The sequence below is a fragment of the Enterobacter sp. MGH120 genome (assembly GCF_001037725.1).
Lineage (GTDB): Bacteria > Pseudomonadota > Gammaproteobacteria > Enterobacterales > Enterobacteriaceae > Enterobacter > Enterobacter hormaechei_C.
Map to the genome: position 1 here is coordinate 1,868,056 of NZ_KQ089940.1, position 22,552 is coordinate 1,890,607.

A 22,552-nucleotide genomic window follows, 5' to 3' on the forward strand; every position below is an offset into this window, starting at 1 on the left:
GGCACGATCTTAGCGATGTGAGCCCATCGGTGCAAATTTCCACAGAAAATGGCTGATCGGACTTGTTCGGCGTACAAGTGTACGCTATTGTGCGACTCGAAACTTTTTATAGTGCGACTTACAGAGGTATTGAATGAAACGTGCAGTGATTACTGGCCTGGGCATCGTTTCCAGCATCGGTAATAACCAGCAGGAAGTCCTGGCATCTCTGCGTGAAGGACGCTCCGGGATCACTTTCTCTGAAGAGTTTAAAGATTCTGGAATGCGTAGCCACGTATGGGGTAACGTTAAACTGGACACCACCGGTTTAATTGACCGTAAAGTGGTTCGTTTCATGAACGATGCCTCTATCTACGCCTATCTTTCCATGCAGGAAGCGATCAAGGATTCTGGTCTGAGCGAAGACGCTTACCAGAACAACCCACGCGTGGGCCTGATTGCAGGCTCCGGCGGTTCCTCTAAAGCTCAGGTGTTCGGTGCTGACGCCATGCGCAGCCCGCGCGGCCTGAAAGCGGTCGGTCCATACGTTGTGACCAAAGCCATGGGGTCAGCGGTTTCCGCGTGCCTGGCAACGCCGTTCAAAATCCACGGTGTGAACTACTCCATCAGCTCCGCATGTGCGACCTCCGCACACTGTATCGGTAATGCGGTTGAGCAGATCCAGCTGGGCAAACAGGACATCGTATTTGCTGGCGGCGGCGAAGAGCTGGGCTGGGAAATGGCCTGTGAGTTTGACGCAATGGGCGCACTGTCCACCAAATACAACGAAACGCCAGACAAAGCGTCCCGTACTTATGACGCACACCGCGACGGTTTTGTTATCGCTGGCGGCGGCGGTATGGTTGTGGTTGAAGAGCTGGAACACGCGCTGGCGCGTGGCGCGCACATCTATGCTGAGATCGTGGGCTACGGCGCAACGTCTGACGGCGCTGACATGGTTGCTCCATCCGGTGAAGGCGCGGTGCGCTGCATGAAGATGGCGATGCACGGCGTTGACACCCCAATCGACTACCTGAACTCCCACGGTACTTCTACTCCGGTAGGCGACGTGAAAGAGCTGGGTGCGATCCGTGAAGTGTTCGGCGACAACAGCCCGGCTATCTCTGCAACCAAAGCCATGACCGGTCACTCTCTGGGAGCGGCGGGCGTGCAGGAAGCGATCTACTCTCTGCTGATGCTGGAAAACGGCTTTATCGCGCCAAGCATCAACATCGAAGAGATGGACGAGCAGGCGGCTGGCCTGAACATCGTGACCGAAACCACCGAACGTGAGCTGACGACCGTTATGTCCAACAGCTTCGGTTTCGGCGGCACCAACGCCACGCTGGTGATGCGTAAGCTGAAAGCGTAAGCGTTTGAAGGTATAGTAGAAGGGAGCCGCGCGGCTCCCTTTTTTATGCCTGAACACGGAGTTATGCATGAAGGCTGTTACCCCTGAGAAGAGCGCTCCTTCCGGGAACCTTTCCCTTTTCCGCATCGCCTTTGCGGTGTTTCTGACCTATATGACAGTTGGCCTGCCGCTGCCGGTGATCCCCTTGTTCGTTCACCAGGAGCTGGGCTATGGCAACACCATGGTCGGTATTGCGGTGGGCATTCAGTTTTTAGCGACGGTATTAACCCGGGGCTACGCCGGTCGCCTGGCGGATCAGCACGGCGCAAAACGCTCGGCGTTGCAGGGCATGTTTGCCTGCGGGCTGGCGGGGGGAGCCTGGCTGCTGGCGGCGCTGTTGCCGATAGATGCAGCGTATAAATTCGCGCTGCTGGTGGCAGGGCGCCTGATCCTCGGCTTTGGCGAAAGCCAGCTGCTGACCGGCACCCTGACCTGGGGAATGGGGCTGGTGGGGCCTGCGCGTTCCGGAAAAGTGATGTCCTGGAACGGAATGGCGATTTACGGCGCGCTGGCGGCAGGCGCTCCACTGGGGCTGCTGATCCACAGCCAGTTTGGTTTTGCGGCGCTGGCAGGCACCACCATGGTATTGCCGCTGCTGGCGTGGGCGTTTAACGGTTCGGTACGTAAGGTGCCCGCCCATAAAGGCGAGCGTCCTTCGCTGTGGAGCGTGGTGGGGCAAATCTGGCAGCCGGGGCTTGGGCTGGCGCTTCAGGGGGTGGGCTTCGCGGTTATTGGTACCTTTGTCTCCCTCTATTTCATGAGCCGCGGCTGGGCGATGGCGGGCTTTACGCTGACGGCCTTTGGCGGCGCGTTTGTATTGATGCGCGTGCTGTTTGGCTGGATGCCGGATCGCTTTGGCGGCGTGAAGGTGGCCGTGGCGTCACTTGTCATTGAGACCATGGGTCTGGTACTGCTCTGGCAGGCGCCCTCTGCATCCGTTGCGCTGCTGGGTGCGGCGTTAACCGGCTGCGGCTGCTCGCTGATCTTCCCGGCGCTGGGCGTTGAAGTGGTGAAGCGCGTCGCTCCGCAGGTGCGCGGCACGGCGCTGGGCGGCTATGCGGCGTTTCAGGATATCTCATACGGCATCACCGGGCCGCTCGCGGGGCTGCTTGCAACGTCGTTTGGCTATCCTTCCGTCTTCCTGGCCGGTGCGGTGTCAGCGGTGGTGGGAATTGTGGTGACGCTGGTGGCGTTTCGCAGGTCGTAGTTTTTTGCCCGGTGGCGCTTCGCTTACCGGGCCTACAACCGCGCGAACCGTAGGCCGGGTAAGGCGTAGCCGCCACCCGGCAGTTTTAAGCAACCAGCCAGAAAATCGCCAGCGCAATCACCAACGCGATAAACATCAATCCCGGACGGGCAGAAAGCGTTTTGAACGTATCAACTACGGGGGCAAACAGCGGGCTGTAGATCGGCTGAATGTTTCTTACCTCCGGCACGCCGCCTTCCCGCTCGGCGCGGCGAATGAAGATCTGATTGAGCACATCCTGCACCTGCGCGGTGGTCAGCACCGTTTGCGGCGTAGCCTGCCAGCTCTGCTGAGCGTAATCCCGAATCATATCGAACTCGTGCGGTTCCAGCGGTTGTTTCAGCGCCGCCTGTACGCTGTGCAGGGTCGGGGCGCTCTGGGTGCTGAGCGTCTGACGCGCCTGGAGCCAGGTGACCAGATGGGTAAACTGTTTTGCCGGGATCATCTCGCCCGCTTTCATACCGGAAAGTTCCAGCATGGATTGCCAGATAAGCTTTGTGGGTTCGCCGGTAGCGGCAGCCAGCTTAGTGACCATCTGCTTGAGCGTATTATGCTCCGCAGGCTGCAATGGCCGCTCTGTAGACGGGCGCTGTTGCGGCTGCGGGATAGAAAGCTGATTGCTTTGCAGCAGGGTCAACACGGTTTTCAGCTGTTCCGGAGAAAGCTGGCTCAGGGCGGTATGACCGTACTGTTGACGGATAAAATCACTCACCGCCTGGCGATTATTCCCCTGGCCCAATAGCTCGGTCAGCTGCGAGATAATCTGGCGGGTAGTATGTTGCTGCTGTGCGCTGGTAAGACGCTGGTTAAGGTTTTGTTCGGCGGCAGGGAAATGGCGCGACTGTAGCGGCGCATCGTTTCTGACGCCCAAATCGTGCTTAACGCCGGCCCATACCTCTGCGTTTTGCTGTGAGGTTAACGCAATAAGACGCGTGATCAGACGCTCCAGTACGGTGCGTTGCTGCGTGGAGAGCGGTTGTTCGCCTGGCGTGTTGGGCGTTACGGGGCCTTCACCCGGAGGGCGCGGAGGCGTACCTGAAATGGGCTGCATCGTCAAAAATCCTTAAAGTCAAACTCTGCGTAACCGGGCGGAGATATATGCCCGGCGGCGAGATTATGGCACACTTGGCAGGTTTACTTCCTCTCAAACAGGTACTCAGACGTGAAAATCCTCGTTGATGAAAATATGCCTTACGCCCGTGAGCTGTTCAGCCGCCTGGGTGAGGTTAAGGCTGTCCCTGGTCGCCCGATTCCGGTCAGCGAACTGGACGATGCAGACGCCCTGATGGTGCGCTCGGTGACCAAAGTAAATGAGGCACTGCTCACCGGCAAAGGGGTTAAATTTGTCGGGACGGCAACGGCCGGGACCGATCATGTGGATGACCAGTGGCTTAAGCAGGCGGGGATTGGTTTTTCCGCGGCGCCAGGCTGTAACGCCATTGCCGTCGTGGAATATGTTTTCTCCTCACTATTGATGCTGGCCGAGCGCGATGGTTTTGCGCTGAAAGACCGCACCGTCGGGATTGTGGGGGTGGGCAACGTGGGCGGACGTCTGCAAAAGCGTCTGGAAGCCTGGGGTATCCGCACCCTGCTGTGCGATCCGCCGCGTAAGGATAACGGCGATGAAGGCGACTTCCGCACGCTGGATGAGCTGGTCGACGAGTGCGACGTCATCACCTTCCATACGCCGCTCTTTAAAGAGGGGCCGTACAAGACTCTGCACCTGGCCGACGAAAAGCTGATCCGCCGTCTGAAGGCTGGCACTATTCTGATAAATGCCTGCCGGGGACCGGTGGTGGATAACGCGGCGCTGCTGGCATGTCTCGACGAAGGACAAGAGCTTAGCGTCGTGCTGGACGTCTGGGAACCCGAGCCGGATCTCAACGTCGCCTTGCTGAATAAGGTGGACGTGGGTACCGCGCATATTGCGGGTTATACCCTTGAAGGCAAAGCGCGTGGCACAACCCAGGTGTTTGAGGCTTACAGCGCCTTTATCGGCCATCCGCAGCAGGTGGCGCTGGATACGCTGCTGCCCGCCCCGGAATTCGGCCGCATTACCCTTCATGGCCCGCTGGATGAGGCAACGCTGAAAAGACTGGTGCATTTGGTGTATGATGTGCGCCGCGATGACGCGCTGCTGCGTAAAGTGGCGGGTATTCCGGGTGAGTTTGACAAGCTGCGCAAAAATTACCTTGAGCGCCGCGAGTGGTCTTCCCTGTATGTCATGTGCGATGACGCGTCAGCGGCGGGGCTGCTGCATAAACTGGGATTTAACGCCGTTCACCACCCGGCACGTTAATGTCTTCTTAATGCTCCCTGTCGGATGCTCCGGCAGGGACGCTTTTTATTTCTGGAGTAAACCACCATGTCTGAAGGCTGGAACATTGCCATTTTGGGTGCCACTGGCGCCGTGGGCGAAGCCCTGCTTGAAACCCTTGCTGAGCGTCAGTTCCCGGTGGGTGAGATTTACGCACTGGCGCGTACCGACAGCGCAGGAGAACATCTGCGTTTCGGCGGCAAATCCGTGATGGTGCAGGATGCCGCCGCGTTTGACTGGACGCAGGCTCAGCTGGCGTTTTTTGCCGCAGGTGCGGAAGCCACGGCGTCTTACATTGAAGAAGCGACAAATTCAGGCTGTCTGGTGATCGACCTGAGCGGCCTGTTCTCCCTGGAGCCGGATGTGCCGCTGGTGGTGCCGGACGTCAACCCGTTTGTGCTGGCTGACTACCGCAACCGCAACATCATTGCAGTACCGAACAGCCTCACCAGCCAGCTGCTGACCGCGCTGAAGCCGCTGATCGACGACGGTGGCCTGTCGCGTATTTCCGTGACCAGCCTGCTTTCAGCCTCCGCTAACGGTAAAAAAGCCGTAGACGCACTGGCAGGGCAGAGCGCGAAGCTGCTGAACGGTATCCCGATCGACGAAGATGATTTCTTTGGCCGCCAGCTGGCGTTCAACATGCTGCCGCTGCTGCCGGATCGTGAAGGTTCGGTGCGGGAAGAGCGTCGTATCGTCGATGAAGCACGCAAAATTTTGCAGGATGACGGGCTGATGATCTCCGCGAATGTCGTGCAGTCTCCGGTCTTTTACGGCCACGCGCAGATGGTCGGGTTTGAAGCCCTGCGTCCGCTGGCGGCTGAAGAAGCCCGCGACGCGTTTGGCCGCGGTGAGGACATTGTCCTGTCCGAAGAGAGCGAATTCCCGACGCAGGTGGGCGACGCCACCGGCAGCGCGCATCTCTCTGTGGGCTGCGTGCGTAACGATTACGGTATGCCGGAGCAGGTGCAGTTCTGGTCCGTTGCCGACAACGTGCGTTTTGGCGGCGCGCTGATGGCGGTCAAAATCGCGGAAAAACTGGTGCAGGAGTATCTGTACTGATGTCAGATGTGGAACAAAAGCCGGTCCACAGAATTGCCCTCGGCATTGAATACGATGGCAGTAAATACTATGGCTGGCAGCGGCAGAATGAGGTGCGCAGCGTCCAGGAGAAGCTGGAGAAAGCGCTCTCTCAGGTGGCGAACGAACCGATAAGCGTCTTCTGTGCGGGCCGCACCGATGCCGGCGTTCACGGCACGGGGCAGGTGGTGCATTTTGACACCACCGCCGTGCGCAAAGACGCGGCCTGGACGCTGGGTGTAAATGCGAATTTGCCTGGTGACATTGCCGTACGTTGGGTGAAAGCTGTGCCGGATGATTTTCACGCGCGTTTCAGCGCGACGGCGCGGCGCTACCGTTATGTCATCTATAACCAGCGCCTGCGCCCGGCGGTGTTAAGCCAGGGCGTGACGCATTTTTATGAACCGCTGGATGCAGAACGTATGCAGCGTGCGGCGCAGTATCTGATTGGAGAGAATGATTTTACGTCGTTTCGTGCGGTGCAGTGTCAGTCCCGTACGCCGTGGCGTAACGTCATGCACATTAACGTCAGTCGTTATGGCGCGTATGTGGTGGTGGATATCAAAGCCAATGCCTTTGTACATCATATGGTGCGGAATATTGTAGGCAGCCTGATGGAAGTGGGCGCCGGACACCAGCCGGAGAGCTGGATTGCAGAACTGCTGGCAGCGAAGGACAGAACGCTTGCGGCAGCAACGGCGAAAGCGGAAGGGCTGTATCTGGTTTCGGTGGATTATCCGGACCGGTTCGACCTGCCAAAACCGCCAATGGGCCCGCTGTTTTTAGCGGACTAAACAAAGGTGCAATTAGGGCTTAGACAATATGGACGTAATACGTTTTCTGATTGATTTCATCCTGCATATTGATGTTCACCTGGCGGAGCTGGTCGCGCAGTACGGCGTCTGGGTGTACGCCATTCTGTTCCTCATTCTGTTCTGTGAAACCGGCCTTGTGGTTACGCCGTTCCTGCCGGGAGATTCACTGCTGTTCGTGGCGGGCGCGTTATCCGCACTGCCAACAAATGACCTGAATGTCCATCTGATGGTGGTCCTGATGATCATCGCCGCGATTGTTGGTGATGCGGTCAATTACACCATCGGGCGGGTGTTTGGCGAGCGGTTGTTCAGTAATCCGGACTCGAAGATTTTCCGCCGCAGTTATTTAGATAAGACCCATGCGTTCTATGAGCGCCATGGCGGTAAGACCATTATCCTTGCCCGTTTTGTGCCTATTGTGCGTACATTTGCACCGTTTGTGGCGGGAATGGGTCACATGTCCTATCGTCATTTTGCCATGTATAACGTGGTGGGCGCGCTGCTGTGGGTGCTGCTGTTCACCTATGCAGGCTACCTGTTTGGCGATCTGCCGGTGGTTCAGGAAAACCTTAAGTTACTGATTGTAGCGATTATTGTGCTTTCCGTACTGCCTGGCGTCATCGAAATTATCCGTCACAAACGCGCGGCGGCAAAGCAAGCGAAGTAAATGCACGCTGGCGGTTCGACCACTTTTTTATCCAAAGTTTCGGGCTGTTATGTTTTAATGTGCAACATTCATGGTCTGTTGGAGGCAAAAATGGCATTATTCGCCTCTTACAGCAAAACTGGCATACGACCAGGTTCAGGCAGAAAGGTTATCAATGAGCTGGATTGAACGAATTAAAAGCAACATTACCCCAACGCGTAAAGCGAGCATTCCTGAAGGGGTATGGACGAAGTGTGATAGCTGCGGCCAGGTTCTGTATCGCGCAGAGCTGGAACGCAATCTTGAGGTGTGTCCGAAGTGTGACCACCATATGCGTATGTCGGCGCGCAACCGCCTGCATAGCCTGCTGGACGAAGGTTCTCTGGTAGAACTGGGCAGCGAACTGGAGCCAAAAGATGTGCTTAAGTTCCGCGACTCCAAAAAATACAAAGATCGTCTGGCCTCTGCACAGAAAGAGACCGGCGAGAAAGACGCGCTGATCGTCATGAAAGGCACCCTGCACGAGATGCCGGTGGTTGCTGCCGCGTTTGAGTTCTCCTTTATGGGCGGCTCAATGGGCTCTGTGGTTGGCGCGCGCTTCGTGCGTGCCGTTGAGCAGGCGCTGGAAGACAACTGCCCGCTGATCTGCTTCTCCGCCTCCGGTGGCGCACGTATGCAGGAAGCGCTGATGTCCCTGATGCAGATGGCGAAAACCTCTGCGGCGCTGGCGAAAATGCAGGAGCGCGGTCTGCCGTACATCTCGGTACTGACCGATCCAACCATGGGCGGCGTTTCTGCAAGCTTCGCGATGCTGGGCGACCTGAACATCGCTGAGCCAAAAGCGCTGATCGGCTTTGCGGGTCCTCGCGTTATCGAGCAGACCGTACGTGAGAAACTGCCGCCGGGCTTCCAGCGCAGTGAGTTCCTCATTGAGAAGGGCGCCATCGACATGATCGTCCGCCGTCCGGAAATGCGCCTGAAACTGGCAAGCGTCCTGGCGAAGCTGATGAATCTGCCGGCGCCGAACCCGGACGAGCCGCGCGAAGGCGTGGTGGTACCGGATCAGGAACCCGAGGCCTGATAACTGAAAAGGGCAGGGCCGAATGGCGCTGCCCTTTTGCTTTCTAAACCGTTAATGACAACCGGGCATCATGGAAAATAAAAGCATTCCTCAAGCCACGTCGCCCCTGGCCGCGTGGCTTTCTTATCTGGAAAACCTGCACAGTAAAACTATCGACATGGGCCTTGAGCGCGTAAGCCAGGTTGCCGCGCGTCTTGACGTGTTGAAACCCGCGCCTTTCGTATTTACCGTGGCCGGCACTAACGGTAAAGGCACCACCTGCCGCACGCTGGAATCTGTCCTGATGGCGGCGGGGTACAAGGTTGGCGTTTACAGCTCGCCGCATCTGGTGCGCTATACCGAGCGCGTGCGCGTGCAAAACACCGAGCTGGCGGAATCCGCCCATACGGCGTCGTTTGCCGCTATCGAAGCTGCGCGCGGCGAAACCTCATTAACCTATTTCGAATACGGCACCCTGTCGGCGCTGTGGCTGTTTAAGCAGGCGCAGCTGGATGTGGTGATCCTGGAAGTGGGGTTGGGCGGGCGTCTGGATGCCACCAATATGGTGGATGCGGATGTCGCCGTCGTCACCAGCATCGCGCTGGATCACACCGACTGGCTGGGCCCGGACCGCGAGAGCATTGGCCGTGAGAAGGCCGGTATTTTCCGGGCCAATAAGCCTGCCGTGGTAGGCGAACCGGACATGCCGCATACCATTGCTGAGGTAGCGAAAGAGAAGGGCGCTCGTCTGCTGCGTCGCGGCGTGGACTGGCAGTATGAGGTGCAGGACAAAGGCTGGCGCTTCAGCGATGCGCAGGGCGTGCTGGAGAATCTGCCCCTGCCGCAGGTGCCACAGCCTAACGCGGCGACTGCGCTGGCAGCCCTGCGCGCCAGCGGATTAGCGGTAAGCGAGCAGGCAATCCGCGACGGCATTCAGAACGCACTGTTACCGGGACGTTTTCAGATTGTGAGTGAGTCACCGCGTCTGATTCTGGATGTTGCACATAACCCGCATGCGGCGGCGTACCTCGCAGGACGTCTCAAATCGTTACCAAAAACCGGGCGCGTGCTGGCGGTTATCGGTATGCTTCATGATAAAGATATCGGCGGCACGCTGGCCTGCATGGAGAGTGTGGTCGATAGCTGGTATTGTGCTCCTCTGGAAGGGCCGCGCGGCGCGACTGCTGAGCAGTTGATGGAACATCTCGGCAAAGGCGAAATCTACAGCAGTGTGGTTTCGGCCTGGCGTGCCGCGATGGCGGAGGCTAAACCAGAAGATACCGTGCTGGTGTGTGGGTCATTCCACACGGTGGCACATGTCATGGAAGTGATGGACGCGGGGAGAACCGGTGGCGAGTAAGTTTCAGAACCGTTTAACAGGAACCATTGTGCTGGTCGCGCTCGGGGTGATTATTCTCCCGGGACTGCTCGACGGGCAAAAAAAGCATTACCAGGATGAATTTGCGGCCATTCCGCTGGTACCCAAACCGGGCGATCGCGACGAGCCCGATATGCTGCCAGCGGCAACGCAGGCGCTGCCTGCCCAGCCGCCAGAAGGCGCAGCGGAAGAGGTGCGCGCAGGTGATGCAGCCGCGCCGTCTCTTGATCCGTCGCGTCTGGCCGCGAATAACAACGTTGAAATCGATCCTGTACCGGTAGAGCAACCCAAACCGGTTGAAAAACCGAAGCCGGTAGAGAAAACGCAGCCTAAACCGCAGCGTGACAAAGCCGACGAGCAGCTGGCTGCGGCAACGGAAACGCCGCCACCGGCCAAACAGACCCAGCAGGAGGCCGCCCCTACGGGTAAAGCCTATGTCGTTCAGCTCGGTGCGTTGAAAAATGCAGATAAGGTCAATGAGATCGTGAGTAAACTGCGCGGCGCGGGATACCGTGTTTATACTTCACCCACCACGCCGGTACAGGGTAAAATTACCCGTATCCTCGTGGGGCCGGATGCGTCTAAAGATAAGCTCAAAGGTTCGCTTGGCGAGCTGAAGCAAATCTCCGGCCTGAGCGGTGTGGTGATGAACTACAGCGCAAACTGATAGAAATTACCCCCTCACCCTAACCCTCTCCCCAAAGGGGAGAGGGCCGGGGTGAGGGGGAGGCAGACGTTCACAGAAACGTCAACGGTGCGGTGGCGTTGAGCATTTTTTCAGCGCCTTTTTTATTTACGCGTGGGAAGGAAATCCCTACGCAAACGTTTTCTTTTTCTGTTAGAATTCGCCCCGAACTGGATGACAGGGCGTTTAATCGTGGGACACATATGGTCTGGATTGATTACGCCATCATTGCGGTGATTGGTTTTTCCTGTCTGGTTAGCCTGATCCGTGGCTTTGTTCGTGAAGCGTTATCGCTGGTAACCTGGGGTTGTGCTTTCTTTGTTGCCAGTCATTACTACACTTACCTGTCTGTCTGGTTCACGGGCTTTGAAGATGAACTGGTCCGAAACGGAATCGCCATCGCGGTGCTGTTTATCGCGACGCTGATTGTCGGCGCTATCGTCAATTACGTGATAGGTCAGCTGGTCGAGAAAACCGGTCTGTCAGGAACGGACAGGGTACTCGGCATCTGTTTCGGCGCGTTGCGAGGCGTGCTCATTGTGGCCGCGATCCTGTTCTTCCTGGATACCTTTACCGGGTTCTCCAAAAGTGAAGACTGGCAAAAATCGCAGCTCATTCCGGAGTTCAGCTTCATTATCAGATGGTTCTTTGACTATCTGCAAAGCTCGTCGAGTTTCTTGCCCAGGGCATAAACCCTGAGATGTGGCTTAACGAGGAAAAGACGAATGTGCGGTATTGTCGGTATCGCCGGTTTCATGCCGGTAAACCAGTCGATTTATGACGCGTTAACGGTGCTTCAGCACCGTGGGCAGGATGCTGCGGGTATCATCACCATTGATGCAAACAACTGCTTCCGTTTACGCAAGGCGAATGGCCTGGTAAACGATGTGTTTGAAGCCCGCCATATGCAGCGTCTGCAAGGTAATATGGGGATCGGTCACGTTCGTTATCCTACTGCTGGCAGTTCCAGCGCCTCTGAGGCTCAGCCTTTTTACGTTAACTCCCCGTATGGCATCACGCTTGCCCACAATGGCAATCTGACCAATGCCCACGAGCTGCGTAAAAAGCTGTTCGAAGAGAAACGTCGCCACATTAACACCACCTCTGATTCTGAAATCCTGCTCAATATCTTTGCCAGCGAACTGGATAACTTCCGCCATTATCCGCTGGAAGCAGACAACATTTTTGCCGCCGTTGCCGCGACTAACCGCCTGATCCGTGGCGCGTACGCTTGCGTGGCGATGATCATCGGTCACGGCATGGTGGCCTTCCGCGATCCAAATGGCATTCGCCCGCTGGTGCTCGGCAAACGTGACCTCGGCGATGGCCGTTCCGAGTACATGGTTGCCTCCGAAAGCGTGGCGCTGGACACTCTGGGCTTCGAATTCCTGCGTGATGTCGCGCCAGGCGAAGCGGTCTACATCACTGAGAAGGGCCAGCTGTTTACCCGTCAGTGCGCCGACAACCCGGTGAGCAACCCGTGCCTGTTCGAATACGTTTACTTCGCGCGTCCGGACTCGTTCATCGACAAGATTTCCGTTTACAGCGCGCGCGTCAACATGGGGACGAAGCTGGGCGAGAAGATTGCCCGCGAGTGGGACGATCTCGACATTGATGTCGTGATCCCAATCCCTGAAACCTCCTGTGATATCGCGCTGGAAATTGCCCGTATTCTGGACAAGCCGTACCGTCAGGGCTTCGTAAAAAACCGCTACGTGGGCCGCACCTTTATCATGCCGGGCCAGCAGCTGCGTCGTAAGTCCGTACGTCGTAAGCTGAACGCTAACCGTGCCGAGTTCCGCGACAAGAACGTGCTGCTGGTGGACGACTCCATTGTGCGCGGCACGACGTCTGAGCAGATCATCGAGATGGCGCGTGAGGCCGGGGCGAAGAAAGTGTATCTCGCCTCCGCAGCGCCGGAAATTCGCTTCCCGAACGTGTATGGCATTGATATGCCAACCGCTAACGAGCTGATTGCTCACGGTCGTGAAGTAGACGAAATTCGGCAGATCATCGGTGCCGACGGCCTGATTTTCCAGGATCTGAACGATCTGATCGACGCGGTGCGCGCCGAGAACCCGGATATTCAGCAGTTCGAATGCTCGGTATTCAATGGGATCTACGTAACGAAAGACGTTGACCAGCAGTATCTCGACTATCTGGATTCGCTGCGTAACGACGATGCGAAAGCCGTCCAGCTGCAAAACGATCTCGAAAGCTTAGAGATGCACAACGAAGGTTGATGCGTATGCAGGTGAGGGCGCTCGCCCTCACTTGCAACTCCCCGTAAAATCCTGCACAGTCTGCCCTGAAATCAGCAAGGGCGAAAATCATGAAACGACTCATTGTAGGGATCAGCGGTGCCAGCGGCGCGATTTATGGCGTCCGGCTTTTACAGGTGCTGCGTGACGTTGCAGGCGTAGAAACCCATCTGGTGATGAGCCAGGCGGCGCGTCAGACCCTCTCTCTTGAAACCGATCTCTCCCTGCGCGACGTTCAGGCCCTGGCTGACGTTGTCCACGATGCCCGCGATATCGCCGCCAGCATCTCTTCGGGCTCGTTTAAAACGGCCGGCATGGTTATTTTGCCCTGTTCGATTAAAACCCTTTCCGGCATTGTAAACAGCTATACCGACACGCTGGTGACGCGTGCAGCGGATGTGGTGCTGAAAGAGCGTCGTCCTCTGGTGCTTTGCGTGCGGGAAACGCCGCTGCACCTGGGACATCTGCGTTTAATGACGCAGGCAGCCGAACTGGGGGCCGTGATTATGCCGCCGGTCCCCGCGTTCTATCATCGTCCGCAAACGCTGGACGATGTCATCAACCAGACCGTTAACCGCGTACTGGATCAGTTCGATATCGACCTGCCGGAAGATCTCTTTACCCGCTGGCAGGGGGCGTGAAGCTGTGCACAAACAAGGTGCATGAAAAGACAATTTGCCCTGTTTCAGGGCAAAACTGCAACCGCGATCATATCCTCGACATTTAATTCGCTTTTTCCCTTTTTCTCTTTCCGGTTCGTTCGGCAGACCTGCTATCTTTCACCATTAAGGCCGTATCGCAACGTTTTATTAACATATTTAACGTCGTAGTTTTAACCCGACGACAATGTGGCATAAGACCTGCAAGAACAGCCTGCAACACAACACACAACATAAACCATAATAAAATCACGGTTCTTGAGGGTAAATGTATGAAGAAGACGGTTCTGGCTCTGTCTTTGCTCGTGGGCTTGAGTGCAGCAGCAAGTAGCTATGCAGCGCTTCCACAGACAGTTCGTATCGGTACAGACGCAACCTACGCGCCATTCTCCTCCAAGGATGCGAAAGGCGACTTCGTGGGGTTTGATATCGATCTGGGAAATGAGATGTGCAAACGCATGGAAGTGAAATGCACATGGGTGGGCAGTGACTTTGACGCGCTGATCCCGTCGCTGAAAGCCAAGAAAATTGATGCCATTATCTCTTCTCTCTCCATCACGGAAAAACGTCAGCAGGAGATCGCCTTCTCTGAGAAGCTCTACGCTGCCGACTCACGTCTGATTGCCGCGAAAGGCTCGCCAATCCAGCCGACCATCGACTCGCTGAAAGGCAAACATGTTGGCGTGCTTCAGGGCTCGACCCAGGAAGGTTACGCCAATGCTAACTGGCGCGAGAAGGGCGTCGATGTTGTGGCTTACCAGAACCAGGATCTAATCTACTCTGACCTGGCGGCAGGCCGTCTGGATGCCGCGTTTCAGGATGAAGTCGCCGCGAGCGAAGGCTTCCTGAAACAGCCTGCGGGTAAAGAGTACGCCTTTGCCGGCCCGTCGGTAAAAGACAAAAAATACTTTGGCGACGGTACCGGTATTGGCCTGCGTAAGGATGATACCGAGCTGAAAGCCGCCTTCGACAAAGCGTTTAATGAGCTGCGTAAAGACGGTACCTACGACAAACTGGCGAAGAAATACTTCGATTTCAACGTCTACGGTGATTAATGCCTGAATAAGATGCACTGAAGTGGTGCATCTTAACGGGGTTATGTTCCAGTGTGGTGCAACACATGCACCATACTGGATCGCTGTGTGCATAGTTAAGCATTTAAAATGCAAAAATTCCCGTTCAAAGGCATTAATCTTTGCCTGAATGAGGGGATTAATGGCACATTAACAACACCCCGTCGTCGTAAAAATCTCGTATTAAGACAGTTTGTTGAGGACAGATATGAAAAAACTGGTGTTGTCACTTTCTCTGGTACTGGCTTTTTCCAGCGCCACCGCGGCATTCGCAGCAATTCCGCAGAAAATTCGTATTGGAACTGACCCAACCTATGCACCTTTCGAATCGAAGAATGCGAAGGGGGAACTGGTCGGTTTTGACATCGATCTGGCTAACGAGCTGTGCAAACGCATTAAAGCGCAATGTACCTACGTTGAAAACCCGCTGGATGCGCTGATCCCGTCCCTGAAAGCGAAGAAAATTGACGTGATCATGTCCTCCCTGTCCATCACAGAGAAACGTCAGCAGGAGATTGCCTTTACGGACAAACTCTACGCGGCAGATTCCCGTCTGGTGGTGGCCAAATCCTCTGACATTCAGCCAACCCTTGAATCTCTGAAAGGCAAACGCGTGGGCGTGTTGCAGGGTACGACGCAGGAAACCTACGGCAACGAGCACTGGGCGCCAAAGGGGATTGAAATTGTCTCTTACCAGGGCCAGGAAAACATCTACGCAGACCTCACGGCAGGCCGCATTGACGCGGCATTCCAGGATGAAGTGGCGGCAAGCGAAGGCTTCCTGAAACAGCCTGTGGGTAAAGATTACAAGTTCGGCGGTCCGTCCATTAAGGACGAAAAACTCTTTGGCGTCGGTACCGGTATGGGCCTGCGTAAAGAAGACAACGAACTGCGTGAAGCCCTGAACAAAGCGTTCGCCGAGATGCGTGCGGACGGCACCTATGACAAGCTGGCGAAAAAGTACTTCGATTTTAACGTTTACGGCGGCTAATCGCCCCGTCTGATAACGTGCGGCCCCTCCCGTTGCGGGAGGGGAAAAGACACGGTTCCACCACTCACGAGACGACAGGGCACGCGGTATGCTGTACGGATTTTCTGGCGTTATTTTACAGGGCGCGCTTGTCACCCTTGAGCTGGCTATCAGCTCCGTGGTGCTGGCGGTGCTGATAGGCCTGGCGGGCGCGGGGGCAAAATTATCCGCCAACAGACCGCTGGCGCTGATATTTGAAGGCTATACCACGCTGATTCGCGGCGTGCCTGACCTGGTGCTGATGCTGCTGATCTTTTACGGCCTGCAAATCGCACTTAACGGCGTGACGGATGCCATCGGCATGGAGCAGATCGATATCGACCCGATGGTGGCCGGTATTATTACCCTTGGTTTTATCTACGGTGCCTATTTCACTGAGACTTTCCGCGGCGCTTACATGGCCGTGCCGAAAGGGCATATTGAAGCGGCAACCGCCTACGGTTTTACCTCCTCACAAACGTTTCGCCGGATCATGTTCCCGGCCATGATGCGCTACGCGCTGCCGGGCATCGGTAACAACTGGCAGGTTATTCTCAAGGCAACGGCGCTGGTCTCCCTGCTGGGTCTGGAAGATGTGGTGAAGGCCACGCAGCTGGCGGGTAAAAGCACCTGGGAACCGTTCTATTTTGCGGTGGTCTGCGGCGTAATTTATCTGGTCTTTACGACCGTCTCCAATGGTGTGCTGCTTCTGCTCGAACGTCGCTACTCCGTGGGTGTGAAGAGGGCTGACCTGTGATTGAGATTATTCAGGAGTACTGGAAATCCCTGCTGTGGACGGATGGCTACCGCTTTACTGGCGTGGCGATCACGCTGTGGCTGCTGATCTCCTCGGTGGTAATGGGCGGCATTCTGGCGGTGTTTCTTGCCATTGGCCGCGTGTCGAACAATAAATTTATCCAGTTCCCTATCTGGCTGTTCACCTACGTGTTTCGCGGTACTCCGCTGTACGTGCAGCTGCTGGTGTTCTATTCCGGGATGTACACGCTGGAGATCGTGAAAGGCACCGAGATGCTGAACGCGTTCTTCCGCAGCGGTCTGAACTGTACGGTGCTGGCGCTGACCCTCAATACCTGCGCATATACCACCGAGATCTTCGCCGGGGCCATCCGTTCTGTGCCGCACGGTGAGATCGAGGCGGCGCGCGCGTACGGCTTCTCGTCCGTGAAGCTCTACCGCTGTATTATTCTGCCTTCGGCGCTGCGTATTGCGCTGCCGGCCTACAGCAACGAAGTGATTTTAATGCTGCATTCGACGGCACTGGCGTTTACCGCCACGGTACCTGATCTGTTAAAGATTGCCCGCGATATTAACTCTGCCACCTACCAGCCGTTTACGGCGTTTGGCATTGCGGCAGTGCTCTATTTGATCATTTCTTACGTCCTGATCAGTCTGTTCCGTAAGGCTGAAAAACGCTGGTTGCAGCATATAAAACCGTCGACGCACTGAGAATTTATGATGGCTGAGAACAAATTAAACGTAATTGATTTGCACAAGCGCTACGGCGAACATGAAGTGCTGAAAGGGGTGTCGCTGGAGGCTAACGCGGGCGACGTGATCAGTATTATCGGCTCATCAGGTTCGGGTAAAAGTACCTTCCTGCGCTGCATCAACTTCCTCGAAAAGCCGAGCGAAGGATCGATTGTGGTGAGCGGACAGAACATCAACATGGTCCGTGATAAAGACGGCCAGCTTAAAGTGGCGGATAAAAACCAGCTGCGCCTGCTGCGTACACGCCTGACGATGGTGTTCCAGCACTTCAACCTCTGGAGCCACATGACGGTGCTGGAGAACGTGATGGAAGCGCCGGTTCAGGTGCTCGGCTTAAGCAAGCAGGAAGCCCGCGAGCGTGCGGTCAAATACCTGGCGAAAGTGGGTATCGACGAGCGGCAGCAGATCAAATATCCGGTGCACCTGTCAGGGGGGCAGCAGCAGCGTGTTTCCATCGCCCGTGCGCTGGCGATGGAGCCGGAAGTGTTGCTGTTTGACGAACCGACTTCCGCGCTGGATCCTGAACTCGTTGGCGAAGTGCTGCGCATCATGCAAAAGCTGGCGGAAGAGGGCAAAACGATGGTGGTGGTGACGCACGAGATGGGCTTCGCCCGTAACGTTTCTAACCACGTTATCTTCCTGCATCAGGGGAAAATTGAAGAGCAGGGTCATCCGAATGAGGTGCTGGCGAACCCGCAAAGCACGCGGTTGCAGCAGTTCCTGAAAGGCTCGTTGAAGTAGGTTTGGCCTTTCTCCCTCTCCCTGTGGGAGAGGGCCGGGGTGAGGGCATCAGGCCGCAGAGCCGCCCAATTGCCCGGTGGCGCTTCGCTTACCGGGCCTACAAAACCCGTAGGCCGGGCAAACGCAGTGCCGCCCGGCATTCAACACTCCAGCCGATACACCCAGTCGTCATACCGTACGCCGTTAATCTCGTACGCCTTCTCCAGCACCTGCGTGCGCACAAAACCCGCTTTCTCAAGGACCCGCACCGACCCAACGTTATCTGCCAGCACGTACGCGTTTATCGCCTTCACGCCCGTCTGGTTAAATGCATACTCGCACACCGCGTGCAGCGCCTCGCTGGCAATGCCTTTTCCCTGCGCGGCAGTCACAACCGTGTAGCCAATATCCGCCTCTTCACGGTTCGCCGCACTGATTTGCAGGCCGATATCCCCGAGCGGCGTAACGTCGTTATGCAGACGGACCACAAAGACATGCTCCGCCATCAGGCGCGCGGCAAATACGCGGCGCGTCTCTTTTTCCGGCGTGATAGCGGCCATATAGCGCATGATGGCGGGGTCTTCACGCAGAGAGCGGAAGAACGCCCAGTCAGAAGGTTCGAAAGGGGTGAGGTGAAGCCGGGTTGTGGTAATGGTTGCCATAGTTACGCCATCTCATCCAGACATGGCGTATAACTCTAACATATTCACTGCACCACATCCCCCAGCGCCTCTTCCAGGTCATACCAGCGGAACGTGAACCCGGCCGCTTCCAGCCGTTTTGGCAGCGCGCGTTGCCCGCCCAGCACCAGCACCGAAGACTCACCCATCAACAGACGAATCGCCGTTGCAGGCACACGCAGCACCGCCGGGCGATGCAGGGCATGCCCCAGGGCGTGAGCAAATTGTTCATTACGTACGGGGTAAGGGGATACCATGTTAAATGGCCCGCGCAGATCGTTATCCAGCAGCCAGAGAATGCCGTTGACCATATCGTCGATATGGATCCACGCCAGATACTGACGACCGTTGCCGATGGGCCCGCCAAGCCCCATTTTAAACGGCGGCAGCATTTTACCGAGAATACCGCCCTTCGGCGCAAGTACCACGCCGGTGCGCAGCAGGCAGACGCGGGTACGATCGCTTTGCGCCGCGCAGGCGATGCGCTCCCACTGGGCGCAGAGTTTATGGGTAAACTCGTTGTGCGGCGGCTCCTCTTCTGTCACCACCACTTCACCGAGATCGCCATAGTAGCCTGTAGCAGAGCCTGAAATCAGCACCGAAGGCGGCGTCTCGCTGTTGCGAATCAGCTCAACCAGCCTTTCGGTCATGTTCCAGCGGCTGCTGCATAAACGCTGTTTTTGCTCTTCGCTCCAGCGTTTATCGGCGATAGGTTCGCCAGCAAGGTTGATGACGGCGTCAAAGCCGTTCAGATCCTGCCTTTCCGCCAGGCCTTTCCAGATCTCAACGCCGGCGCCCAGCACCTGGCGCGCTTTCTCCGGGCTGCGCGTGACCACGGTAATGTCGTGATGCAACGCCTGCAAACGTGGAATGAGATGGCGACCAATCAGGCCCGTACCGCCGGTGAGCAGGATCTTCATACAACCTCCAGGTTTACGCCTGGCGCTGCCAGCTTAACGTCATGGAGACGGAGTCGGCGTAGCGCAGGGCGTGAAGTTTATCGATCTCCACTTCAGCATAAGTGACCCAGTGGTGTTCGCGTGCGATGTCGAGCACATCCTGAGTTAATTTTTCCAGTAGCGCAAAACGGTTGTTCTCAACGTACTGGATGATGCTTTTGGTGATCGTGCGATAGTTCAGCGCGTCATTGATGTCCTCGCTGGCACGCGCCTTGTCTGCCGGGTAGTGGATCACTACATTCACCACGATATCCTGGCGATTCGCGATCTCCTCCTCTTTGATACCAATGAACGTGCGTAAGCGTAAGTTTTTTATACGAATAATAGCGTCATGCTGGGACATTGCAGGTCTTCTCCGTGTCAGTATTTTCACCTCATCATACATGAGGAAAACACCTGCACCCAACGGGGCGCAGGCTCAAATCTGATGGATTTTTTGCATGGCGCGTTCGGTGGCCGGGCGCGTCCGGATGCGCTCAAACCAGTTGTTCACTGCCGGATAAGTGGCCAGATCGATCCGGTGGCGTTCATGGGTGTTAATCCACGGCCAGCAGGCGATATCTGCAATGCTGTAATGCTCACCTCCCAGCCACGGTGATTTTTCCAGCCGACGGTTCAGGACCCCGTACAGGCGCTGGGTTTCGACCTGATATCGCTCAATGGCGTAAGGGATCGTCTGCGGCGCATAGGCGGTAAAGTGGTGATTCTGCCCCAGCATTGGCCCCAGGCCGCTCGACTGCCAGAATAACCATTGCAGCGTGTGATGACGCTCGCGCAACTCACCGCTCAGGAGCTTGCCGGTTTTCTCTGCCAGATAGAGCAAAATCTCTCCAGACTCAAACAGGCTTAACGGTTTGCCGCCGTCAGAAGGCAGGTTATCAATGATGGCCGGAATTTTATTGTTGGGCGATATGGCCAGAAAAACGGGGCGGAACTGGTCGCCTTTACTGATATCCACGCGAATGATCCGGTAGTCCACTTCGGCTTCTTCGAGAAAGAGGGTGATCTTATGGCCATTAGGGGTGGGGGCATAATAGAGATCTATCATTCTCAACTCCTGTCAGTGCGAATAGTGTTGCCATAAAAAATCAGTATAGGTGCTTGTTGTAAATCGTGAGTTTTCATCAAGTGACAGCGAGGCAAAGAGATTATATGTTGAGTGAAAACCGATCAGCCGATGAGGATGTTATGAGCCAGCCTGTAATAACGTTGTGGTCCGATGCGAACTTTTTTTCTCCTTATGTCATGAGCGTTTATGTGGCGCTGGCAGAAAAGGGGCTTACTTTTAGTCTGAAAACCGTCGACCTGGACAGCGGCGAACATCTGAAGCCCCAGTGGCAGGGCTACGCGCTCACTCGCCGAGTCCCTGTGCTGGAGATCGACGGTTTTGAGTTGAGTGAATCCTCGGCGATTGACGAGTATCTTGAGGACCGCTTTGCCCCGCCAGAGTGGGAACGCATCTATCCTCACGATCTGCAAAAGCGCGCCCGCGCTCGCCAGATCCAGGCATGGCTGCGTAGCGACCTGGTGCCGATTCGCACAGAACGCTCTACGGACGTGGTGTTCGCTGGCGTCAAAAAGCCCGCCCTCAGCGAGGAAGGCTTATCCAGCGCCCGGAAGCTGATCGAAACTGCCTCATCGCTGCTGGCGCAGGGTAACCCCAACCTGTTTGGCGAGTGGTGTATTGCCGACACCGATCTGGCGCTGATGCTCAATCGCTTGATCCTCAATGGCGATGACGTCCCACAGCTGCTGGTGGATTACGCCACATTCCAGTGGCAACGCGCGTCGGTACAGCGCTATCTGGCACTCTCTGCTAAGCGCGCGGGCTGATAAGACGGGGCGCTTGAGGTATGATAGGGGCAGTCTGAATTCCTGAGGAGTAACTGATGAAACTGATGTTTGCGTCGGATATTCATGGATCGCTGCCCGCGACCGAACGCGTGCTTTCTCTGTTCGCCCAAAGCGGAGCGCAATGGCTGGTGATCCTGGGCGACGTGTTAAACCACGGCCCACGCAATGCGTTGCCGGAAGGCTACGCTCCCGCGCAGGTGGCGGAAAAACTTAATCATTTTGCCTCGCGCATTATCGCCGTTCGCGGCAACTGTGACAGCGAAGTTGACCAGATGCTGCTGCATTTTCCCATCACCGCTCCCTGGCAACAGGTGTTGATGGAAAACAGCCGTTTGTTCCTGACCCACGGGCACCTGTTCGGCCCGGATAACCTGCCGTCACTCGCCGCTGGCGATGTCCTGGTTTATGGTCATACTCATATTCCGGTGGCGGAAAAACGCGGGGCGTTTTATCACTTTAATCCCGGGTCTGTCAGCATTCCTAAAGGCGGCAATCCGGCAAGCTACGGCATGTATGAAGACGGGACATTAAGCGTTATCGCACTTAATGATCAGCAAGTTATTGCGCAGATAGCGATTAATCCGTAAGTTACACCACAACTGCAAACGCGCCGAAAGAGCGCTTAGACGAGAAGGTTTCCCGATGGTGGAGCAGAATCATTTGGCAAGTACTGAGTGGGTTGACATTGTCAGCGAAGAGAATGAAGTGATCGCGCAGGCCAGCCGCGAACAAATGCGTGCGGAGCGTCTGCGTCACCGCGCGACGTACATCGTTGTTCATGATGGCATGGGCAAGATTCTGGTCCAGCGTCGCACCGACACCAAAGATTTTCTTCCTGGTATGCTGGATGCCACAGCAGGTGGCGTTGTGCAGGCCGATGAAGTATTGCTGGATTCCGCGCGTCGTGAAGCGGAAGAAGAGTTAGGTATCGCTGGCGTGCCGTTTGCCGAGCACGGGCAATTTTATTTCGAAGATGAACATTGTCGCGTCTGGGGCGGGCTGTTTAGCTGCGTTTCCCACGGACCTTTCGCATTGCAGGAAGAGGAAGTGAGCGAAGTGTGCTGGATGACGCCGGAAGAGATCACCGCGCGTTGCGACGAGTTCACGCCAGATTCCCTTAAAGCACTGGCGCTGTGGATGACCCGCAACGCCAAAAACGAATCCGCTAAACCGGAAAATAAGGCGGAAAAAGAGGAAGAGGCTGAGTAAGC

25 protein-coding genes are annotated in these 22,552 nt (G+C 56.3%); 20 read left to right on the plus strand and 5 right to left on the minus strand.

The window, feature by feature from the left end:
- Positions 1-133: 133 nt before the first annotated feature.
- A complete protein-coding gene (gene fabB, locus SK54_RS08895) occupies positions 134-1,351 on the plus strand; it encodes a beta-ketoacyl-ACP synthase I (RefSeq protein ID WP_017383449.1) in 1,218 nt (405 codons plus the stop codon).
- A gap of 67 nt (positions 1,352-1,418) precedes the next feature.
- The gene (locus SK54_RS08900) at positions 1,419-2,597 is read left to right on the plus strand and encodes an MFS transporter (protein ID WP_039270236.1); all 1,179 of its coding nucleotides are present in this window, start codon (positions 1,419-1,421) and stop codon (positions 2,595-2,597) included.
- Positions 2,598-2,682: 85 nt separating this feature from the next.
- Here the strand turns inward: SK54_RS08900 and flk are convergent, their stop codons facing one another.
- Entirely contained in the window at positions 2,683-3,687 is a 1,005-nt protein-coding gene (gene flk, locus SK54_RS08905) for a flagella biosynthesis regulator Flk (RefSeq protein ID WP_045333685.1), read from the minus strand.
- A 111-nt stretch (positions 3,688-3,798) separates the two neighbouring features.
- Between flk and pdxB the strand changes: the two genes are divergently transcribed.
- The 15 genes from pdxB to hisP all read left to right on the plus strand — a co-directional run bounded on the left by pdxB (position 3,799) and on the right by hisP (position 17,869).
- Positions 3,799-4,935 carry a 4-phosphoerythronate dehydrogenase PdxB gene (gene pdxB, locus SK54_RS08910; protein WP_017692991.1) on the plus strand — a complete coding sequence of 379 codons (1,137 nt, stop codon included), beginning with the start codon at positions 3,799-3,801 and terminating at the stop codon, positions 4,933-4,935.
- A 66-nt stretch (positions 4,936-5,001) separates the two neighbouring features.
- The gene (locus SK54_RS08915) at positions 5,002-6,015 is read left to right on the plus strand and encodes an aspartate-semialdehyde dehydrogenase (RefSeq protein WP_015572252.1); all 1,014 of its coding nucleotides are present in this window, start codon (positions 5,002-5,004) and stop codon (positions 6,013-6,015) included.
- Positions 6,015-6,827, plus strand: coding sequence for a tRNA pseudouridine(38-40) synthase TruA (truA, locus tag SK54_RS08920; RefSeq protein WP_048247051.1), 813 nt, complete (start codon positions 6,015-6,017; stop codon positions 6,825-6,827). Before SK54_RS08915 ends, truA begins: the two co-directional genes overlap by 1 nt.
- A gap of 28 nt (positions 6,828-6,855) precedes the next feature.
- Positions 6,856-7,515: a DedA family protein gene (locus SK54_RS08925; protein ID WP_003861406.1), complete on the plus strand. Its 660-nt coding sequence runs from the start codon at positions 6,856-6,858 to the stop codon at positions 7,513-7,515.
- Between the two features lie 154 nt (positions 7,516-7,669).
- Complete coding sequence (gene accD, locus SK54_RS08930) at positions 7,670-8,575, plus strand: acetyl-CoA carboxylase, carboxyltransferase subunit beta (RefSeq protein ID WP_014884667.1); 906 nt, start codon at positions 7,670-7,672, stop codon at positions 8,573-8,575.
- Positions 8,576-8,645: 70 nt separating this feature from the next.
- Entirely contained in the window at positions 8,646-9,914 is a 1,269-nt protein-coding gene (folC, locus tag SK54_RS08935) for a bifunctional tetrahydrofolate synthase/dihydrofolate synthase (protein ID WP_023295092.1), read from the plus strand.
- Entirely contained in the window at positions 9,904-10,599 is a 696-nt protein-coding gene (gene dedD / locus SK54_RS08940; protein ID WP_017383444.1) for a cell division protein DedD, read from the plus strand. The genes folC and dedD overlap by 11 nt, the downstream gene beginning before the upstream one ends.
- Before the next feature lie 221 nt (positions 10,600-10,820).
- Positions 10,821-11,309, plus strand: coding sequence for a colicin V production protein (gene cvpA, locus SK54_RS08945; RefSeq protein ID WP_000262116.1), 489 nt, complete (start codon positions 10,821-10,823; stop codon positions 11,307-11,309).
- 33 nt (positions 11,310-11,342) lie between these two features.
- A complete protein-coding gene (purF, locus tag SK54_RS08950; protein WP_006811407.1) occupies positions 11,343-12,860 on the plus strand; it encodes an amidophosphoribosyltransferase in 1,518 nt (505 codons plus the stop codon).
- A gap of 89 nt (positions 12,861-12,949) precedes the next feature.
- The gene (locus tag SK54_RS08955) at positions 12,950-13,519 is read left to right on the plus strand and encodes a UbiX family flavin prenyltransferase (protein WP_015572254.1); all 570 of its coding nucleotides are present in this window, start codon (positions 12,950-12,952) and stop codon (positions 13,517-13,519) included.
- A 290-nt stretch (positions 13,520-13,809) separates the two neighbouring features.
- Positions 13,810-14,592, plus strand: coding sequence for a lysine/arginine/ornithine ABC transporter substrate-binding protein ArgT (gene argT, locus SK54_RS08960; protein WP_015572255.1), 783 nt, complete (start codon positions 13,810-13,812; stop codon positions 14,590-14,592).
- Positions 14,593-14,818: 226 nt separating this feature from the next.
- Positions 14,819-15,601: a histidine ABC transporter substrate-binding protein HisJ gene (hisJ, locus tag SK54_RS08965; RefSeq protein ID WP_003861421.1), complete on the plus strand. Its 783-nt coding sequence runs from the start codon at positions 14,819-14,821 to the stop codon at positions 15,599-15,601.
- Positions 15,602-15,689: 88 nt separating this feature from the next.
- Positions 15,690-16,376, plus strand: coding sequence for a histidine ABC transporter permease HisQ (locus SK54_RS08970; protein ID WP_015572256.1), 687 nt, complete (start codon positions 15,690-15,692; stop codon positions 16,374-16,376).
- On the plus strand, positions 16,373-17,086 hold the full coding sequence (locus tag SK54_RS08975) for an ABC transporter permease (protein WP_003861424.1): 714 nt from the start codon (positions 16,373-16,375) through the stop codon (positions 17,084-17,086). Before SK54_RS08970 ends, SK54_RS08975 begins: the two co-directional genes overlap by 4 nt.
- Before the next feature lie 9 nt (positions 17,087-17,095).
- Complete coding sequence (hisP, locus tag SK54_RS08980; protein WP_048247053.1) at positions 17,096-17,869, plus strand: histidine ABC transporter ATP-binding protein HisP; 774 nt, start codon at positions 17,096-17,098, stop codon at positions 17,867-17,869.
- 140 nt (positions 17,870-18,009) lie between these two features.
- Here the strand turns inward: hisP and SK54_RS08985 are convergent, their stop codons facing one another.
- From SK54_RS08985 to yfcG, 4 genes are all read right to left on the minus strand, one after another.
- Positions 18,010-18,510 carry a GNAT family N-acetyltransferase gene (locus tag SK54_RS08985; protein WP_045341051.1) on the minus strand — a complete coding sequence of 167 codons (501 nt, stop codon included), beginning with the start codon at positions 18,508-18,510 and terminating at the stop codon, positions 18,010-18,012.
- Positions 18,511-18,554: 44 nt separating this feature from the next.
- A complete protein-coding gene (locus SK54_RS08990; protein WP_048247055.1) occupies positions 18,555-19,448 on the minus strand; it encodes a TIGR01777 family oxidoreductase in 894 nt (297 codons plus the stop codon).
- A gap of 13 nt (positions 19,449-19,461) precedes the next feature.
- A complete protein-coding gene (folX, locus tag SK54_RS08995; RefSeq protein WP_003861432.1) occupies positions 19,462-19,830 on the minus strand; it encodes a dihydroneopterin triphosphate 2'-epimerase in 369 nt (122 codons plus the stop codon).
- 75 nt (positions 19,831-19,905) lie between these two features.
- Positions 19,906-20,535 (minus strand): GSH-dependent disulfide bond oxidoreductase, encoded by a 630-nt coding sequence (yfcG, locus tag SK54_RS09000; RefSeq protein ID WP_003861434.1) that lies wholly within the window; start codon positions 20,533-20,535, stop codon positions 19,906-19,908.
- A 140-nt stretch (positions 20,536-20,675) separates the two neighbouring features.
- Here yfcG and yfcF point away from each other — a divergent pair, with 140 nt between their 5' ends.
- From yfcF to yfcD, 3 genes are read left to right on the plus strand one after another with little or no spacing between them, the layout of a single operon-like run.
- Entirely contained in the window at positions 20,676-21,320 is a 645-nt protein-coding gene (gene yfcF / locus SK54_RS09005; RefSeq protein WP_017692996.1) for a glutathione transferase, read from the plus strand.
- Positions 21,321-21,376: 56 nt separating this feature from the next.
- Positions 21,377-21,928 carry a phosphodiesterase gene (gene yfcE, locus SK54_RS09010; protein WP_017692997.1) on the plus strand — a complete coding sequence of 184 codons (552 nt, stop codon included), beginning with the start codon at positions 21,377-21,379 and terminating at the stop codon, positions 21,926-21,928.
- Positions 21,929-21,983: 55 nt separating this feature from the next.
- Positions 21,984-22,550 carry an NUDIX hydrolase YfcD gene (gene yfcD, locus SK54_RS09015; RefSeq protein WP_006811396.1) on the plus strand — a complete coding sequence of 189 codons (567 nt, stop codon included), beginning with the start codon at positions 21,984-21,986 and terminating at the stop codon, positions 22,548-22,550.
- Positions 22,551-22,552: the final 2 nt, after the last annotated feature.

Excerpts from the sequence above, each read along its gene's own strand:
- folX (WP_003861432.1), bottom strand. The coding sequence starts at position 19,830 with ATGTCCCAGCATGACGCTATTATTCGTATAAAAAACTTACGCTTACGC.
- SK54_RS08990 (WP_048247055.1), bottom strand. The coding sequence starts at position 19,448 with ATGAAGATCCTGCTCACCGGCGGTACGGGCCTGATTGGTCGCCATCTC.
- folC (WP_023295092.1), top strand. The coding sequence starts at position 8,646 with ATGGAAAATAAAAGCATTCCTCAAGCCACGTCGCCCCTGGCCGCGTGG.
- yfcF (WP_017692996.1), top strand. The coding sequence starts at position 20,676 with ATGAGCCAGCCTGTAATAACGTTGTGGTCCGATGCGAACTTTTTTTCT.
- fabB (WP_017383449.1), top strand. The coding sequence starts at position 134 with ATGAAACGTGCAGTGATTACTGGCCTGGGCATCGTTTCCAGCATCGGT.
- truA (WP_048247051.1), top strand. The coding sequence starts at position 6,015 with ATGTCAGATGTGGAACAAAAGCCGGTCCACAGAATTGCCCTCGGCATT.
- yfcG (WP_003861434.1), bottom strand. The coding sequence starts at position 20,535 with ATGATAGATCTCTATTATGCCCCCACCCCTAATGGCCATAAGATCACC.
- SK54_RS08900 (WP_039270236.1), top strand. The coding sequence starts at position 1,419 with ATGAAGGCTGTTACCCCTGAGAAGAGCGCTCCTTCCGGGAACCTTTCC.
- cvpA (WP_000262116.1), top strand. The coding sequence starts at position 10,821 with ATGGTCTGGATTGATTACGCCATCATTGCGGTGATTGGTTTTTCCTGT.
- accD (WP_014884667.1), top strand. The coding sequence starts at position 7,670 with ATGAGCTGGATTGAACGAATTAAAAGCAACATTACCCCAACGCGTAAA.
- SK54_RS08970 (WP_015572256.1), top strand. The coding sequence starts at position 15,690 with ATGCTGTACGGATTTTCTGGCGTTATTTTACAGGGCGCGCTTGTCACC.
- yfcE (WP_017692997.1), top strand. The coding sequence starts at position 21,377 with ATGAAACTGATGTTTGCGTCGGATATTCATGGATCGCTGCCCGCGACC.
- SK54_RS08955 (WP_015572254.1), top strand. The coding sequence starts at position 12,950 with ATGAAACGACTCATTGTAGGGATCAGCGGTGCCAGCGGCGCGATTTAT.
- argT (WP_015572255.1), top strand. The coding sequence starts at position 13,810 with ATGAAGAAGACGGTTCTGGCTCTGTCTTTGCTCGTGGGCTTGAGTGCA.
- hisP (WP_048247053.1), top strand. The coding sequence starts at position 17,096 with ATGGCTGAGAACAAATTAAACGTAATTGATTTGCACAAGCGCTACGGC.
- hisJ (WP_003861421.1), top strand. The coding sequence starts at position 14,819 with ATGAAAAAACTGGTGTTGTCACTTTCTCTGGTACTGGCTTTTTCCAGC.
- SK54_RS08925 (WP_003861406.1), top strand. The coding sequence starts at position 6,856 with ATGGACGTAATACGTTTTCTGATTGATTTCATCCTGCATATTGATGTT.
- yfcD (WP_006811396.1), top strand. The coding sequence starts at position 21,984 with ATGGTGGAGCAGAATCATTTGGCAAGTACTGAGTGGGTTGACATTGTC.
- flk (WP_045333685.1), bottom strand. The coding sequence starts at position 3,687 with ATGCAGCCCATTTCAGGTACGCCTCCGCGCCCTCCGGGTGAAGGCCCC.
- SK54_RS08985 (WP_045341051.1), bottom strand. The coding sequence starts at position 18,510 with ATGGCAACCATTACCACAACCCGGCTTCACCTCACCCCTTTCGAACCT.
- purF (WP_006811407.1), top strand. The coding sequence starts at position 11,343 with ATGTGCGGTATTGTCGGTATCGCCGGTTTCATGCCGGTAAACCAGTCG.
- SK54_RS08915 (WP_015572252.1), top strand. The coding sequence starts at position 5,002 with ATGTCTGAAGGCTGGAACATTGCCATTTTGGGTGCCACTGGCGCCGTG.